The 13,752-nt window shown below is 43.7% G+C and carries 15 protein-coding genes and 1 tRNA gene; 1 reads left to right on the forward strand and 15 read right to left on the reverse strand.

Going from position 1 to position 13,752, the window contains the following annotated elements; genetic code table 11:
* Positions 1-62: 62 nt before the first annotated feature.
* From HYY55_01890 to HYY55_01935, 10 genes are all read right to left on the reverse strand, one after another.
* Positions 63-803, reverse strand: coding sequence for a hypothetical protein (locus HYY55_01890; protein ID QQG46578.1), 741 nt, complete (start codon positions 801-803; stop codon positions 63-65).
* A complete protein-coding gene (locus HYY55_01895; GenBank protein ID QQG46579.1) occupies positions 800-1,543 on the reverse strand; it encodes a hypothetical protein in 744 nt (247 codons plus the stop codon). The genes HYY55_01890 and HYY55_01895 overlap by 4 nt, the downstream gene beginning before the upstream one ends.
* Positions 1,544-1,671: 128 nt before the next feature.
* Positions 1,672-1,923, reverse strand: a complete 252-nt coding sequence (locus HYY55_01900; protein ID QQG46580.1) for a GIY-YIG nuclease family protein — start codon at positions 1,921-1,923, stop codon at positions 1,672-1,674.
* Positions 1,924-2,004: 81 nt separating this feature from the next.
* Positions 2,005-2,092, reverse strand: a tRNA-Ser gene (locus HYY55_01905).
* A 10-nt stretch (positions 2,093-2,102) separates the two neighbouring features.
* Positions 2,103-2,468 carry a hypothetical protein gene (locus tag HYY55_01910; protein QQG46581.1) on the reverse strand — a complete coding sequence of 122 codons (366 nt, stop codon included), beginning with the start codon at positions 2,466-2,468 and terminating at the stop codon, positions 2,103-2,105.
* On the reverse strand, positions 2,465-3,367 hold the full coding sequence (locus tag HYY55_01915) for a M48 family metallopeptidase (protein ID QQG46582.1): 903 nt from the start codon (positions 3,365-3,367) through the stop codon (positions 2,465-2,467). The genes HYY55_01910 and HYY55_01915 overlap by 4 nt, the downstream gene beginning before the upstream one ends.
* A 131-nt stretch (positions 3,368-3,498) precedes the next feature.
* The gene (locus HYY55_01920) at positions 3,499-4,011 is read right to left on the reverse strand and encodes a hypothetical protein (GenBank protein ID QQG46583.1); all 513 of its coding nucleotides are present in this window, start codon (positions 4,009-4,011) and stop codon (positions 3,499-3,501) included.
* A 237-nt stretch (positions 4,012-4,248) separates the two neighbouring features.
* Complete coding sequence (locus HYY55_01925) at positions 4,249-4,965, reverse strand: hypothetical protein (GenBank protein ID QQG46584.1); 717 nt, start codon at positions 4,963-4,965, stop codon at positions 4,249-4,251.
* A gap of 189 nt (positions 4,966-5,154) precedes the next feature.
* The gene (locus HYY55_01930) at positions 5,155-5,781 is read right to left on the reverse strand and encodes a bifunctional (p)ppGpp synthetase/guanosine-3',5'-bis(diphosphate) 3'-pyrophosphohydrolase (protein ID QQG46585.1); all 627 of its coding nucleotides are present in this window, start codon (positions 5,779-5,781) and stop codon (positions 5,155-5,157) included.
* A 31-nt stretch (positions 5,782-5,812) separates the two neighbouring features.
* On the reverse strand, positions 5,813-6,211 hold the full coding sequence (locus HYY55_01935; protein QQG46586.1) for a hypothetical protein: 399 nt from the start codon (positions 6,209-6,211) through the stop codon (positions 5,813-5,815).
* Positions 6,212-6,597: 386 nt separating this feature from the next.
* Here HYY55_01935 and HYY55_01940 point away from each other — a divergent pair, with 386 nt between their 5' ends.
* Positions 6,598-7,338 carry a hypothetical protein gene (locus tag HYY55_01940; GenBank protein QQG46587.1) on the forward strand — a complete coding sequence of 247 codons (741 nt, stop codon included), beginning with the start codon at positions 6,598-6,600 and terminating at the stop codon, positions 7,336-7,338.
* A gap of 161 nt (positions 7,339-7,499) precedes the next feature.
* Here the strand turns inward: HYY55_01940 and HYY55_01945 are convergent, their stop codons facing one another.
* The 5 genes from HYY55_01945 to HYY55_01965 all read right to left on the reverse strand — a co-directional run bounded on the left by HYY55_01945 (position 7,500) and on the right by HYY55_01965 (position 13,709).
* A complete protein-coding gene (locus HYY55_01945; GenBank protein QQG46588.1) occupies positions 7,500-8,057 on the reverse strand; it encodes a LemA family protein in 558 nt (185 codons plus the stop codon).
* A gap of 40 nt (positions 8,058-8,097) precedes the next feature.
* Positions 8,098-9,735 carry a chaperonin GroEL gene (groL, locus tag HYY55_01950; protein ID QQG46589.1) on the reverse strand — a complete coding sequence of 546 codons (1,638 nt, stop codon included), beginning with the start codon at positions 9,733-9,735 and terminating at the stop codon, positions 8,098-8,100.
* Positions 9,736-9,851: 116 nt separating this feature from the next.
* Positions 9,852-10,154: a co-chaperone GroES gene (locus HYY55_01955; protein QQG46590.1), complete on the reverse strand. Its 303-nt coding sequence runs from the start codon at positions 10,152-10,154 to the stop codon at positions 9,852-9,854.
* Positions 10,155-10,265: 111 nt separating this feature from the next.
* Positions 10,266-13,130, reverse strand: coding sequence for an excinuclease ABC subunit UvrA (gene uvrA / locus HYY55_01960; GenBank protein ID QQG46643.1), 2,865 nt, complete (start codon positions 13,128-13,130; stop codon positions 10,266-10,268).
* A 96-nt stretch (positions 13,131-13,226) separates the two neighbouring features.
* Positions 13,227-13,709, reverse strand: a complete 483-nt coding sequence (locus HYY55_01965; GenBank protein ID QQG46591.1) for a hypothetical protein — start codon at positions 13,707-13,709, stop codon at positions 13,227-13,229.
* Positions 13,710-13,752 lie beyond the last annotated feature (43 nt).

The raw sequence follows: 13,752 nt of genomic DNA on the forward strand, positions 1-13,752 counted from the left end.
CTCTTTTCCAGTGGGCGTTTTGATGGGGGTCGGTCAAGGGTTGTTTGTTTGAGACGTATTTTCTAAAAAGAGTAGAATTGTTCTGTTTTTTGATTACAAGTCCCATCTTCATTCATATAAGAACTCTTTTCATCATAATAACTAGAAAGCCTTTTGACTATCTCATTAAATCTGTATGATCCTTTTTCGAGCAATGCGTTTCTTAATTGAGATTCTTCTAAGTATGGGAAGGGATGAATTTGAACAAACTCTCCATCGAAGCTCCTTAATAATATCAAATTGTAGCTTGTCTTAATCTCTGGATTACCGCGTACTATGTATCTTATTTTTATTCCTATTGGAAATCCTTCTAGTGTTTTACTTACTTCTAAGCCAAATTGATTTAAAACAATACACTCTAAATAGCCAACAAGATCCCCTTCTATGAGGTTGCCAAATTTTTCATGAAAACCACCTAGAGACAAAAAAAATACTTTTTCAATAATATCTTCTTTCATCGATAGATTGTTCTTGGTAAGAGCAACTAGTGGTGTTGCTGTTGATGACGGAAGAATCCAATCTATTGTTACAGGAGAAAAATCATCGCCGGAATCTATGCTTATTGTTCCGCTATTTTGATCATAAATATATTTGAATAACGGACTTGTTCTTTGTCTTATATCTTCGTTGCGTAAAGACGCGCTGAAAGAAATTCCCAAATAAAAAATAGCGATAGCAATAATGATATTGGTTAAGATGATAACCCATTGCTCCTTCATTTGTTTTTTAAAACTTGACCAAATTGCTATTAAAAAATTTTTCATGGTTTAAATTTTCTTAATGGTGCCCGGCTTCTCGAATGGACGCTTGATCGTACGAGTGACTTAAATTTATCAATAAACTCCTGTTTAAACATAATATGGTTAACCCCGTCCTCTTTTTTCTCCTCTATATAATTTGGAAGGGGCTGGGGCTTATGAATACCGGGTTCGTCTGTGGCAGCTGTAATTCGTAGTCCGGGCAACGGCCTAATTCTCTGAGCAACTGCCGCTCCTACCTCCCGTCCTCCCTTTTTAAATCGCAAATGTATTGTCCATATACTTATAAATGGATTTTCGGTCTTCAGATATTCTCTCAAAAGCGAAATCCACTCCTCGCTTTTTTCGTGGTTTACGAACACCAGCAAGCTAAACTTAACAGGTTTGGTACCATATTGACTCTGCTTCTTTTTCACAACCTCTGTAAATTCATCGAACGATTTGAAATGTGGATATACTCCGGTCAATTCTACGGGCTCCATGCGTAATTTTTCAGGAGTTTCGCCAAATGAAAAAAAATCAAAGTCTGGATAAGCTCTTTCTGCTTGGTCATACTGTGCAAGCCACCAATCTTTCCCGGTATATTTTTTCATCGCCAGTACAAAAAAATAGGCCGCAAATCCTTCCCGGGCTTTCTTTACCTCTTCTTCTGAACTGCTAAAGAATTTTTCTGGGCCGACTTTCTTTAAGATTTTTTCTACTCGTTCAAAAAGAGTATGTGGATGTGCAAAAAATATTCCTTGCATATATTTCTACTTAAAACCTTTACTTGAGCGCCCGGTCTCTCCCGCCTTCACTAAAGCTGCCTCCTTCGCCGAAGTGGCTACGAAGGCCGAGTCGGCGGGCAAGCGAACGGGCGCTCAATCCTATGTAATTACAAAAAATAATTCTTTAGCATTTTATTGATTGTTCTTCGTCCCCAGCCGCTCTTTAAATATTCTTCGCGCGATTTGGCATCTTTCATGTTTACAAACGCTTCGTAGTATATAAGCTCGTAGGGGCGAAATGGTCTCGTGGCCTGACTCTTGCCACTATTATGTTCAGTAAGCCTCTTTTCAATGTCGGTAGTATATCCAATATATAAACTTTGATTTTTCTTGCTCTGTAGAATGTAAACGTAATACATATTTTATGGATGGCGTCGCGTAATAAATCAAAGATTTACACGCGACAGCCACGTAAAAATTTTCGCAGAAAATTTTGTACGTGGCGGAGGCGGTGAGATTCGAACTCACGATGGGTTGCCCCATACCTGCTCTCCAAGCAGGCGCACTAGGCCGCTATGCGACGCCTCCTTTTTACATTTTATCTATTATTTTCTTGCCCTTCGCCCTCTTCGTTTTGAGATCTAATTTTCTCAATTTGTTTTCGGAGATTCTCCTTGTTCATCTCATTCCCGAGATATTCGGCAAACGGACTTCTCTGCGGGTCCTTCGCCGCTTCCTTGGCGTACGCAAAAAATTCGTAGGTCGTAAGCGTGCCTTCTTGAAATCTCCGCCACATTTCCACATCTTTTTGCGTTAATTTCTCGGGATCAAACGCATTATCTATAAAGTTGGCGGTATTCAATTCTCTCGATTCTTCTTTCCTCTGGACCTCGCGTGCGTGTTCTTTCAGCTGCGCCAATTCCTCCTCTGGTGAAAACTGTTCTTCTAATTTTTCAAAACTCATATGTTTATTCCTCTTAATCTGGCAACTCTCTCTTCCGTCGGGGGGTGGGTCATAAATAATTTCGCAACCACATTATGCTTTTTACCATGCGGGTCGGAAATCCACAAATGGGCCGTGGCGTTATTAGCTGAACGCATCGGACGGGAATAGGCCGAAATTTTTTCAAGAGCTTTCGCGAGCCCCTCCGGATAGCGCGTAAGCATGGCGCCCGAAGCGTCTGCCAAAAACTCACGCTTACGGGAAATAGCAAGCTGAATCAGCATAGCTGAAAGCGGCGCCAAAATGGAAAAAATAATTCCTATCAAAATCATCGCCGTGCCTCCTCCGCCGCGCCTGTCCTGATCTCCAAACATGCCCCTAAACCAAAGCGAGCGCATGAAAAAATCAGAAAGAAGAGCCACGAAACCCACAAGAACCACGACAACGGTTGATAAAAGCATATCGCGATTGCCGATATGCGAAAGTTCGTGCGAGATAACTCCTTCCAGCTCCGTGCGGTCAAGCCGTTCCAAAAGCCCCGTAGTTACGGCCACAACGGCATGCTTTGGATCGCGCCCCGTGGCAAAAGCATTGGGGGAAGGGTCGCGCACTAAATAAATTTTGGGGGTCGGAAGACCCGCGGTAATCGCCAGATTTTCAACGACATTGTAGAGTTCGGGCGCCTTGCTTTTTTCAACAGGTTCGGCCCGGCTCATTTTGAGTACCAGTTTGTCGGAATACCAGTAGGCCAGAACATTCATCACGATGCTGAACACTACAGCAACAATCAAAATGACATTACTTCCATATACCTGCGAGAAAATCCATCCGACGCCAATTACAAAAACCAAAAATCCGGCAAACAAAATCCAGGTTTTGCGGATATTTGATTCGCGGTGTTTATATAAATTAACGGCCATACACTGATTTTACAAAATTTGCTGCAAAATAAAAGGGCAGACCTTCATCTGTCCTTCTCGTTTTGTTTTGTTCTTGCTTTGATTTTTTAAGCGGGGTTAATCTGGCAACAGGCTAGCGAGATTTTCCGCCTCTAAACTTTTCTTTTATGATCCGTTGCTTCAGTTAGCTTGAAAAACCACGGAACCACGATACCCTCGTCAATAAAATGCAATATAAATCCGGCAAGCAGTGCGTTGGGCCAAAAACTTACAAATCCCAAAGACGGAAAAAGCAATGTCCACAACATCAACGCCCCGGCGTTCAAAAAGGGAGCTAGGGCCAAATAAAAGTTTTTTGTCAGTTGACGAGAAACATTGTGAGTTAGACCTTTATTCCTAAGTATCCCAACAATATAGCCACCGAGAATCTCCAACAAGAAAACCCCTATAACAACGGCGCTAATCAAGACGATAAGCAGCGCTTGGAGAAAGTTTACAGCAGAATTGATATCGGGAAAAAGAGGGAATATAAACTTTACGACAATAGCATCCAAAAGGACGACGCTGAAAAACGCAGGAAGGTAGTATTTTCTCGAGCCGGGCATGACAAATAGAACTGCCCAAAAAAAAATGACAGCGACCATAAAAACCACAACAAGAATCATAGTTATCCCTCCGATTTATCAATGAAACCCATGTAAAGAATACCAAAAACCGGCGCAAAAGAAAAGAGGGAGTCGAGGAAAGGGTTTTGGTAAACCTAAAATATAACAAACCTTGACGGCCGTTAAGGTTTGTTAAGCAAGAAAAAAGGATCTGCTTCATTTTTCAAATCTTTGTATATTTGTTAAGCAAAAAATGGATAAAAAAAGCCGCGTCTGACGCGGCTCTCGTGCAAAAATTTATCTAAAAATTTCGGCAATGCTTTTTTCGCAAAGTAAACCTCCGAGCTGAAGCTCTTTTTCATATTCGTCTATCGTCGCAACCGCTCTATCTATTTTATCGGAGTTCAGCGGTTCAACCTCAACAAAAACTTCCAGCCTTTCCGGCGGTGAAATGCGCGCGGTTCTGTAAACCACTACTTCCACCAAATTTCCCGCGGGACTTTTCGTAATCCATATGTTTCCGCTTTGCTGAACAGTAAAAATTTTGCACGAATCGGCAAGCGCGGCGATAACCGCCAAAAACGCCCCTATTTTTTCCGGATCTTCGTATTTTACGCTCAAATTCAATTCCCCTCTCACCATATTAGACCCTTTGTTTAATTGAAACTTTACCGTGAGCTGCGGAGAACGGTTAGCGCCGACTCTATAACGAAATATAAACTCGTCGCCGCCTCGTTCCATAATGTAGTACTGATCAACGCCAACAAAAGGAGTAAATCTTTCAACAGTAATTCCGCAATGTTTTAAGCGCTCTCCAAATCGTGTAATAAAATCGGTAATAACCAAATCCGTATTTTCACCGTTGGGAGTAAGCCAATACTTACGTTCAATCTCCATCATTTTCCTCGGTAATTTTGAAAGATCAAAAATCTCATCTGCGCTGCCTTGAGCGCCGATAACTAAATCAAGAAGAGCCGAGGCCTCAGAAAGACCGATTTTGCCTTTTTCAGACACCAGCACTCTCCTCTTTAAGAGAAGCTGAAACCCAGATAAATTTATCACACAAAGTTTGGCAAATCAATGATTTATGCTTTAGATGAAAACCCGCGCAAAAGAAAAGAGACTTTTAACAAATCATAATGTATAACAAAAGCCGACGGCCGTTAGTTGGTGTTTACCTCAAGCGGAATAAAAAAAGTCGCGTTAAGCGCGACTCTCGTGCAAATTAAATTCCGAAGCCAAACGCTCTACTTCATTTTTCAAATCTTTGCAGATGGGATGATTTCCTCCTATAGCTTCAGATGCAAGCGGAAGTAAGTATTCGCGTGTTTCAATGACATATTTTACCTTTCTTTCAACTGGCCATATCCCAAAAGTTCGCAAATTATCCAAGCGGTCGCAGCATTTAATAACCGGGACAACCACATTTGGATGGATTTTTATATCTTCAAAATATTTCGCGGGATCTTTTTTAATTTTTCTGACTGAGCCGTCGTATTCATAAAAGGTTGTCTCTGTTTTTGAAAGAGCGCAAATCGCTTCTTCGACCCCTGCTCCAAATAATTGACGAACAACGACCAACGGAATAAAGCTGTCCTCAAGAGCGTCGTGTAAAAGGGCGATAATTACGGAGTCAGCATCGTAACACCCATGATCCATAGTAAGAAGGGCGACCCGTCTGCAATGCTCAAAATATCTTTCGCCTCCGTCTCTTTTTTGCGTTCTGTGCACTTCCTTTGCCAACCAATACGCATGCGCCACGCGCAAAACATCTTCCGGATCGCCATTAAGCTGACGAACAACTCTTCGAAAAAATTCCGTCCGGCTCATTTGGTTCTCCAAAAGTTAGGAAACTCTAAGGTCATTTTACTTCCAAGAAGCCGCTATCCACAAGGGTTTTGACTTCTTTTTTCTTTAAACATTTTTTACATATGCCGCCAGGGGGGTTCTCTCTATTTTCCGCATTATCTAGAGCTAAAAATCGCTTGAATCTGTTTTCTAGTTCTTCCACTGTTAAGGATGTCCACGCCCAACCAAGTTTTTCTCGCCACCTGTCCGAAGGCCATTTCTCAGAGGGCCGTTTCTTCAACAACCGGCCGCCGAAAACCTTTTCATCTCTGGGAATAATTCTAAAAATCCAACCACTTCCCCAGAATCGATGATAATCGCCTTCTTTTTCGATCTCTACGTTTTGGGTGTGAATTATTTCACCAATTTTACACAAAACACATCTATAGGCAACCTTCTCTTTTATTTTCATGACCCCTCCTTTTACCAGAAATCTGGCATTGGAGAGTCTGGATCCGTATACATCATTTCGATATTTCCGGACCGAAGTTTGAAAAAACGAACTACACTAGCCGCACCGCACCTATAAAATTTATTAAGAATTTTTTGCTCCGCCTCTGTTTCGGCTGTCAATATGATTGTTTCGTTCTCGCTGTCAGCCGGTTTTCCTCGAAACCCAACTTTCATGGTTGTGTCTCCTTTTCAAAGAACTTCGTCTGCGATACGGCCTATCCGTATAGCAATTTAAAAATAACACCATATTAAAGACTGTACTTAAACTTCCGACAAATCCGGCCGAGCTGTTGATTTTTAAGTACATTTTTGCTAAGATAGTGTTGACGAAAATTTTCGTCAGTTATGGCAAAACGCATTTTAGAGGGATTAAACATAGATGAAAAAACCGAGCAGGTGTATCGAGCCTTGCTTTCTTTGGCCGACGCTCGGGCAGGAACAATTGCCAAAAAAACCGGCATAAAACGAACTAGCGTCTATTACACACTTGAAACGCTAAAACAAATGGGGCTGGTAAGCTCGTATAATGAGCGCGGAACCGAACGATTTTATGCCGAGCATCCGAGGAAACTAAAAGATTATTTTGATTCCAGAATCATTTTAGCCGAACGGCTTATTGAAACGCTTGCTAAAGACATTAAGCCGCCCGTTGACACAGGAAATGTCCGCCTCTTTGAAGGAAAAGGAGGGGTGGAGAGCATTATTGACGAAATTCTTGCAACCAAAGACAAAACCGTTCTTTCCGTGGGTTCAGCAGATAAATTTCTGACCGAGTTTGGGCATATGGGGTACGGGGCAAGGAGAAAAAAACTTGGAATATTTTCAAAAGCGCTTCGCTTTGAGACAGATAAAAAACACCACCAATTTGACCCATCAGGACGCCATCAAAGCAAGTTAAGCAATATTCGCTATCTTCCGCCGAATTTTGACTTTCCGGGCATGCTGCATATTTTTGACAATCGTATAGCGGTCATAACTTATGAGCGCGGAGGATTGGGTTTTGTCGTCACAAGCCAAGAACTTTCCCAAATGATGCACTCTTTTTTTGAAAATTTGTGGGCTACTGCAAAAGGGGGGCGGGAATGATAAACAATAAAAAAACGAAATTACCACATTGATGCTATCGCTACAACATGGTTAATTTGATTTTTTACAAAAACCCGCGCAAAGAAAAGAAGCGGGGAAAAGTATAACAAAAGCCGACGGCCGTTAGTTAGTGTTTACTTAAAACCAATTAAAATAAAAAGTTAAAACTTTACGCTCACCGCTTCGCGTTCTTGAGCCGAATCAACTTCAAAAAATTTTTCCTCGCCGAATCCGAAAATTGAAGCTATAAGATTTGAGGGAAAAGAATTAATCTTGGTATTCAGGTCGCGAACGGTCGTGTTGAAAAACCTGCGCGAGGCCTGAATTTTGTTCTCGGTATCGGCTAGCTCGCGCTGAAGGTCCAAAAAGTTGGCATTGGCTTTCAAATCAGGATAATTTTCGGCAACCGCGAAAAGTGTTTTTAAAGTGTTGGAAAGCGCGTTTTCCGCGCCTTCGCGTTCAATCGGAGTGCCTCCTGCCAAAGCAACTCGCGCTCTTGCTTCAGTCACGCCGGTCAAAACTTTTTCTTCATAGCGCATATAGCCCTTTACGGTTTCCACTAAATTGGGAATAAGATTAAATCTGCGTTTCAACTGGACATCAATATCCGAAAGCGCCTCTTGGGCCCGAAAACGCAAAGTGATAAAACGGTTATAAGCGTAAATAACCCACAAAACTATCAGAACAAATATGGCTATAATCCAATATAAAATCGTCATATGGCTTATGATAGCAAATTTATCAAGTCAAAACCAAAATTTACATCTCCATTCCGGAAGGAGGCATATGAGAGGCCTCTTTCTTTTCCGGTTTTTCGGCCACAACGGCTTCGGTGGTCAAAAACATAGCCGAAGCGGACGCGGCATTTTGCAAAGTTGAGCGGGTTACTTTGGTGGGATCCACTATGCCCATTTCAATCATATCCTCATACGCTCCAGTAGCGGCATTATACCCCTTAGCTCCCCTGAACTTGCGCACGGTTTCAACCACGACAGAGCCGGAAACGCCCGCGTTTTCCGCAATATGCCATAGGGGCTGCGTGATGGCTTTTTTAACTATCTGATAGCCGAGACGCTCATCATGGTCAGCGTCGGTTTTTTCCGTTTCGGAAATATTTTTTTCAAGCGCGGCTGACGCCCGAACAAAAGCCACTCCGCCTCCGGGAACAATCCCCTCTTCAATCGCAGCTTTGGTGGCCGAAACCGCGTCTTCAATACGATGCTGTTTTTCTTTTTGTTCCACTTCGGTTGCGGCTCCCACGCGAATCACCGCGACTCCGCCGGAAAGTTTGGCCAGGCGCTCTTCCAATTTTTCGCGGTCAAATTCGGAATCGGTTTCGCTTATGAGTTTGCGGATTTGAGATATTCTTTTTTCAATATCCGCTTTTTTGCCCTTGCCGCCGACGATGGTTGTATTTTCCTTAGCCGAAATAACTTTACGGGCAGAACCAAGCATCGCTAAATCCGTATTTTCAAGTTTCATTCCGGCCTCTTCAGAAATTACTTTAGCTCCGGTAACCAAAGCGATATCCTCCAACATTTCTTTTCTGCGATCTCCGTAGCCCGGGCCTTTAATAGCCAATGAATTAAAAATACCCCGAAGTTTATTTACCACAAGAGTTGCCAGCGCTTCGCCATCAACTTCTTCGGCAATAATAATAAGTTCCTTTTTGCCGGTCTGGGCCAGTTTTTCCAAAAGAGGCAAGATGTCCGAAATCGCCGAAATTTTTCGGTCGGTAATAAGAATTCTGGGGTCTTCATAAACCGCTTCCATCCTTTCGGAATTGGTAATCATATAGGGAGAAATGTATCCCTTATCAAATTGCAGGCCTTCAACAATTTCGTGCGAGATGCCGAAGGTCTGCGAGGCCTCAACCGTGACTACGCCGTCTTTCCCGACTTTATGGATAACATCGGCTATTTTTTCGCCGATGGCTTCGTCTTTTGCCGAAATGGTCGCGACTTGCGCTATCTCTTCTTTTCTGGAAATGGGGATGGATATTTTTTTCAGTTCCGAAACGACATCCGCGACCGCTTTTTCTATACCCGCTCTTAAACCTATGGGATTTGCGCCCGCGGCCACATTTTTAAGACCCTCGGTAATGATGGCTTGGGCAAGAATCGTGGCGGTAGTAGTGCCGTCGCCCGCGACATCGTTAGTTTTAGTGGCGACTTCTTTTATAATCTCGGCTCCGAGATTTTCAACTTTATCTTCCAGCTCAATTTCTTTGGCTATGGTTACGCCGTCATTAGTGATTGTCGGAGAGCCGAATCCCTTATCTAAAACGACATTGCGTCCTTTCGGACCCAAAGTAACCTTAACCGCGTTAGCCAGCGCGTCCACTCCGCGTTTGAGCGCCTCGCGCGCTTTTTCATTAAATAATATTTGTTTTGCCATATTTGCTTAAATTTTAGAGTGATAAAGTAAAAAAGTTTAAAAGTTTAATTTTTCGCAAAGTTTGTGTCGGGGTAGCCATATATTTGCTTAAATTTTAGGCGGAAGCCATATTTACATTATTCAATAATCGCCAAAACGTCTTCTTCTTTGGCAATAAGATATTCGCGCCCATCAACTTTTATTTCATTTGGGCCGTATTTTGAAAATAAAACCCTCTGGCCTTTTTTAAGACCGACCGGAATCAATTTTCCGTCTTCATCTCTTCGGCCGTCGCCAACCGCCACCACCCGACCCTGTTCGGGACGTTCTTTTTCGGCGGTGTCGGGAATGATGATTCCTAATTTGCTTTTGCCTTCAAGTTCTCCTTTGCTCAAGGGCTCCAGAAGAACCCTGTCGCCTAATGGTTTAATTTTGACCATATTTGCTTAAATTTCTAATTTCTAATTTCCATTTTAGCACTCTTGACCAAAGAGTGCTAATTGATTTATATCCCCTATTGTAGGCAAAACAAAACTATTGTCAAGAGAGGTTTAAAGCCATTTGCCGGTATAGGATTTCTTATTCTTTTTCAGGTCTTCGGGAGTCCCTTCGCCGATAATTTCTCCTCCCATTCCGCCTCCCTCCGGCCCCAAATCAATAATCCAATCGGCGTTTTTTAAAACATCGGGGTTATGCTCAATTACTAAAACAGTATTGCCTTTATCAACCAAAGCCGCCAAGACCTTCAAAAGTTTCCGCACATCTTCAAAATGCAAACCCGTGGTTGGTTCGTCCAAAATATAAAGTGTCTTTCCGGTTGATTTTCTGGAAAGTTCCGTCGCCAATTTGACTCTCTGCGCCTCTCCTCCGGAAAGATTGGTGGCCGGCTGACCCAATTTCATATAAGAAAGTCCGACATCGTCTAGTGTTTCCAATTTTGATTTTATTTGCGGAATATTTTTGAAAAAGATCAGAGCTTCTTCAATGCTCATTGCCAGAACCTCGGCTATGTTTTTTTCATTGTAACGGATTGATAGCGCCTCCTGATTGTATCTGGTGCCCTTGCATTCTTCGCACTCCACGTAGATATCCGGCAAAAAATGCATTTCAATTTTTTTAACGCCCTGTCCCTCGCATTCTTCGCATCGGCCGCCTTTCACGTTAAAACTGAACCGCCCCGATTTGTAGCCCCTGGAGCGAGCTTCTCTGGTCTGGGCAAAAATTTCCCGTATAAATGAAAAGACGCCGGTGTAAGTCGCGGGATTAGACCTGGGAGTGCGGCCTATCGGCGACTGGTCAACCGTAATGACTTTATCTATGTTATGGACGCCCTCTATGGTTTTATGTTTGCCCGGAGCCGCGCGCGAACCGTAAAAATGCTGCGACAAAGCTCTGGCTAAAATATCATTGACTAAAGTTGATTTTCCGGAACCCGAGACCCCTGAAACGCAAACCAAAGCGCCTAAAGGAATTTCAACATCAATATTTTTGAGGTTGTGTTCCGAAGCCCCGCGAATTTTGAGTTTTTTTAATTTTGAAAATTGTGAATTGGCAATTGAAAATTTGCGATCAAGTATCTCCACCCTTTTGCGCCCGGCAATATAGTCCCCGGTCAACGTCTTTGCTTTTTTAAGCCGGTCATAAGTTCCTTCAAAAATAACTTCTCCCCCGTGGCTGCCGGCCCCGGGCCCCAAATCAATAATCCAATCGGCGTTTTGCATGGTATGACGGTCGTGCTCAACCACCAAAACCGTGTTGCCCATATCTCGGAGATTTTTAAGCGTGGCAACCAAGCGGCTGTGGTCGCGCGGATGCAGGCCGACCGACGGCTCGTCAAGCACATAAACCACCCCCGAAAGCCCCGAGCCGATTTGAGTGGCAAGCCGCACGCGCTGCGCCTCTCCTCCCGAAAGAGTGACCGAAGACCGGTCAAGCGTTATGTATTCCAGCCCGACATCAATTAAAAAATTAAAGCGTCTTAGTATCTCTTTAAATAACGGCGCGAAAGCATTCTTTTGGCTTTTGGGTAATTCTTTTTGCGATTGCTGTTTGATGAAATCAATTGTTTCGGAAACCGGTAAAGCCGACAATTCGGATAAATTCTTTCCGCCGACTAAAACCGAAAGGGCTTCCGGCTTGAGACGCGCGCCGGAACAAGCCGGGCAAATTTCCAGGCGCATATAGCGCTCGATTTCCGCGCGAGTCCATTCGGAATCGGTTTCTTTCCAACGCCGTTCCAGATTGGGTATAACCCCCTCAAATCCTTTTTCTTCAGCACTTTCTTTTTCTCCGTGCAAAATTAAATCAATAACTTTTTTGGGCAAATTTTTAATCGGCTCGTTTAAAGAAAAATTGTGGCGCGATGCCAAATCTTCAAGCATCCACCAATACCACGATTGGCGTCCGACGCGATGGGAAGCGCGAGACCACGGCTGAATGGCTCCTTCGGCCAAAGTTAAATTTTTATTGGGCAAGACCAAATCGGAATCAACCTCAAGCTTGGTGCCGAGGCCCGTGCAGGCGGGACAGGCGCCGTAAGGACTGTTAAAAGAAAAAAGCCGCGGCTCTATGGGCGGCAGAGAAACCCCGCAATCGGGGCAAGAAAATGTCTCGGAAAATAAAATTTCCTTAAAATTTTTATCGCTTGTTTTGGCGCCGCCGTATTCCTCGGCCGGAGCCACGCCCACAAGGCCCCTTCCCAAATTAAGCGCTATTTCCAAAGAATCGTGCAGACGGCTCCTGTCCAGATCGCCGGCTATTATTAAGCGGTCCACGACAACTTCTATGGAATGTTTCTTTTTCGGGTCAATATCTAAATCCAGCGCTTCTTCGGTCCTCATCACTCCGCCGTCAAAACGGACGCGCAAAAATCCCTTTTTTTGTATTTCGGAAAATATTTTTTTGTGCTCGCCTTTTCTGCCCCTGACCACCGGCGCCAAAATGAGAACGGCTATACCCTTAGGCAAAGACATAATCTTGCGGATGATTTCGTCGGCCGTCTGCTTTTTAACGGCTTTTTGGCAATTGGGGCATCTGGGCTCTCCCAATCGCGCGAAAAGCAAACGAAAATAATCGTAAATTTCGGTTATGGTGCCGACGGTTGAGCGGGGATTTCTGGTTACGGAGCGCTGGTCAATAGCAATGGCGGGACTAAGTCCTTCAATGGCTTCCACATCCGGTTTTTCGCGAAGACCCAAAAATTGGCGGGCATAGCTTGAAAGGGATTCCACGAACCTGCGTTCGGCTTCGGCATAAACGGTATCAAACGCCAGCGACGATTTGCCGGAACCGGAAAGACCGGTGATTACCACCAGTTTGTTTTTAGGTATTTCAAGCGATATATTTTTTAAATTATGGACTTTCGCGCCCTTGATGCGGATAAAGTCAACGAGGCCTTTTTTGTCTTGAGAGCTCATTTTAAAAAATGGACAATTATCCATTATATAGCCGCGTCAAGGATAAGTCAATGTAAAAGCCCCCGCCTCCTCACTGAGGGGGCGGGGACTTTATTTCTACGCCTTAAACCCAAGAACTGGCAGGCCTGATTTAATCATCTTCCAGATATCGCCTGCGCGAGAGAACCCCAGAACGGCTGACGCGCCGAAAATGGTGAAGTGCAGCTGTTCGGGTATCTTTTTCACTTCACCCCACCAAAGAAACTTGAAACCGGTGGCAGTGAAATAATCATGAATCACGAACAGCCAAAAAACATAAAGAAGAACCATCCAAAACTCACCCTTGAACCGGTCAATGTGAGCGCCATCCTCCTTTTTATTGGTCTTATTGATGCTCTTGGCGCCGAGACAAAACACCAAAAACATCAGATAAGCTAGGGTCGCTTCGGTGGTCAGCGCTCTGCCTGCCTGTACCAAACCCAGAGCATCGGCCAACAAAATCTTAATCCAGACAATTGTGGCAAAACCTCCCAGCCACCACAAAAAACAACCCACGTTCAAGCAAAAATGCCTTCGAATCGCGACTTTAAGCTCTTTCATCACATTTCTCCTTAGAGATGTGGGATTCATTGACTTGTCAAAA

The sequence above is a fragment of the Candidatus Niyogibacteria bacterium genome, assembly GCA_016432485.1.
In the GTDB taxonomy this organism is placed as follows: domain Bacteria; phylum Patescibacteriota; class Minisyncoccia; order HO2-45-28; family HO2-45-28; genus HO2-45-28.